Source organism: Rubrivirga sp. (assembly GCF_049648075.1).
Lineage (GTDB): Bacteria > Bacteroidota > Rhodothermia > Rhodothermales > Rubricoccaceae > Rubrivirga.
In genome coordinates, this window is the sequence record NZ_JBARYR010000613.1 from 1 (window position 1) to 2,423 (window position 2,423).

1 protein-coding gene and 1 pseudogene are annotated in these 2,423 nt (G+C 72.1%); both read left to right on the forward strand.

The genetic code is table 11. From position 1 onward, the window contains the following. Nucleotides 1–2,017 (forward strand): tetratricopeptide repeat protein (locus tag WBA11_RS16795; protein ID WP_424521798.1); only part of this gene is annotated, 2,017 nt, incomplete at its 5' end. A 4-nt stretch (nt 2,018–2,021) separates the two neighbouring features. Next, nucleotides 2,022–2,423: pseudogene (locus WBA11_RS16800) on the forward strand (hypothetical protein); the annotation flags it as partial.

A 2,423-nucleotide genomic window follows, 5' to 3' on the forward strand; every position in this document is an offset into this window, starting at 1 on the left:
GCGCCGGCCTGGCCTCGAGGGCGAGGACGCCAACCGGGCGGCCCTTTTCTCGGGCGAGTCGCGCTTGCTGCTCGGAGACGCCCGGGCCGCATCTCAGGTCTTAGGCGAGGTCTCGTCCGACAGCCGCTATGCCCGCCGCGCTGCCCTCGCTCGAGGACGGGCCACGCTCCAACTCGGCGATCCCGCGACGGCCGCTGACTACTTCTCGATCGCCCGAGCCGGCTTGGCCGACCGACGCGAGGACGACGCGATCGCTCACGAAGCGGCGTATTACCAAGGCATCGCCTACAAAGCGACCGGGCTGCTGGGCCAGGCCGAGGCTGCCCTCGAGGCCGCTGCCACGCGCCGTCCGGGAGGCGGCTACGCGGACCCGGCCTTGCTCGAGCTCGGCGTCCTGCGCTACGAGCGACGCCAGTACGCTCTCGCGGCTCAGTCGCTTCAAGCGCTGCTCGATGCCAGCCCTCGAGGTCCCTACTCGGGCGAGGCCGCCCGAATGCTCGGCGAGTCTTACGCGGCAAACGGCGACTCCGAACGAGCACGTGACGCGTTCCGGCTCGCGGAGACCTTGGGGACCGCCACGGCCGGGACGCGGGCCGAAGTCGCCTTTCAGGATGCCTACGCCCTCTTCCAGAGCGGTCGCTACCTCGAGGCCACGCCGGCGCTCTTGGACGTCTCCGTGAGCGACCCGGACGGTCCGAGAGCGGGCGAGGCTCGGTTCTGGGCGGGCGAGAGCGCCTTCCAGGCCCGCGAGTACGCCCGCGCCCAGTCCATCCTGGAAGACTTTTTGCGAGACTTCCCAGACCACGGACGGGCCGACGCCGCCCGCTACGTGCTCGCGTGGACCCACTTCCGCCGCCGCGACTACTCCCGAGCCGCAGCCGGCTTCGAGCGGTTCCTGTCGGCGTACACGCGGTCGGGCGAGTTCGTCCCCTACTACGCCGACGCGCTCCTCCGGCTCGGCGACGCCTACTCTGTCCTGGGTCGCTACCAAGAGGCCCGCCTGGTCTACGCCCGCGTCCCTGAGGCCACGCCGACCCGTGAAGGCGGCGACTACGCGCTCTACCAGACGGCCCAAGCCTTCGGACGCGAAGGACGCGGCGAAGACGCGCTCGCGACCTACGACCGCATCCTGCGCGAGTATCCCCAGTCCGAGTTGTTCGCGCAGTCGCTCTTGGCACAGGGCGCCGTCCGATCGGCGCGAGGCGAGGACAGCCTAGCCGTCGTGGCCTACAACCGCGTCCTGCAGGAGCGGCCGTCCAGCGACGCGGCGCCCGCGGCCCTCCTCGGCATCGGCGACGTGCTGACCAACCAGGGCGACTACCGACTCGCCGAGGCCGCCTACCGACGCGTCCTCGAGCGCTACCCCGCCAGCACCCTGGGCGTCGACGCGTTCAGCGGGATCGTCGAGTCTCTCGAGGCTCAGGGGCGTGCCGGCGAGGTCGACCGCGTGTTCGCCGAGGTCGACGCCGGACTCCGGGACATCGAGGCTCAAACGCGGCTCCGCTACGCCCGCGCCCAGGTGGCCCTCGTCGCCGGCGACGACTCCACCGCCATCGTCTACCTCGAGGAAACGCTCGCCGGCTCGCCGACGCCCGACCTCGAGGCCGACGCCCTGCTCGCACTCGCGAGCGCCTACTCGACGTCGGGACGGTCCGATGATGCCGTCCGCGCGTTGCGCCTGTTCCGAGGGCGCGTGCCGACCAGCCCGCGAGCCTCCGAGGCGCAGTTCCGGCTCGCGGAGGCGCTGTACCAAACGGGCGACCTCGAGTTGGCGCTGACCGAGGCGTCCCGGTTCCCCGCCCTGTTCCCCGACGACGTCGGCCGAGCGCCGGACGCCCTCGCCCTCGAGGCCGACGTGTTGACCGACCTCGGCCGCACCACCGAGGCCGACGACCGCCTGAGGCGCATCCTGACGCTCTATCCCGATTCGCTCGCCGCCGACGACGTCCGCGCGGAGCGTCCCGACCTCGAGGACGGCTCGGACCTCGAGGACGGACAGGACCCCGACGCCCCCTAGAGCCATGCGCGCATTTCTCGCCGCCATCGTCGCGCTCGCCCCTGCCCTGGCGTTCGCCCAGCCCAACGACCTCCCGAGCCTGACCCCTCGCGTGTTCGAGAGCCGCGGCACCATCGAGGTCAGCCTGCCGGACATCGAGCGCCAGCCGCTGTCCGGCTTTGGGCCGCCGCCCCGCACGTTCGTCGTCCCCGCCGACCGGGAGTCGATCGCGATCGCGTTCGCGCCGGACCTGAGCACCATCCCCTCGCTGTCCCTCGCGCCGCCGCCCGACCCGGTCATCGAGGTCCGTCCTCGACGGCGACTCCGCATCGAGGGCGGCGGCGGTGCCTACGTCTCTCGCTACGGTCGTCTGGATCTCTCGGGCGCGGGCGCCGCCGGCGAGTTCTTCGCCGACGCGGACTACGAC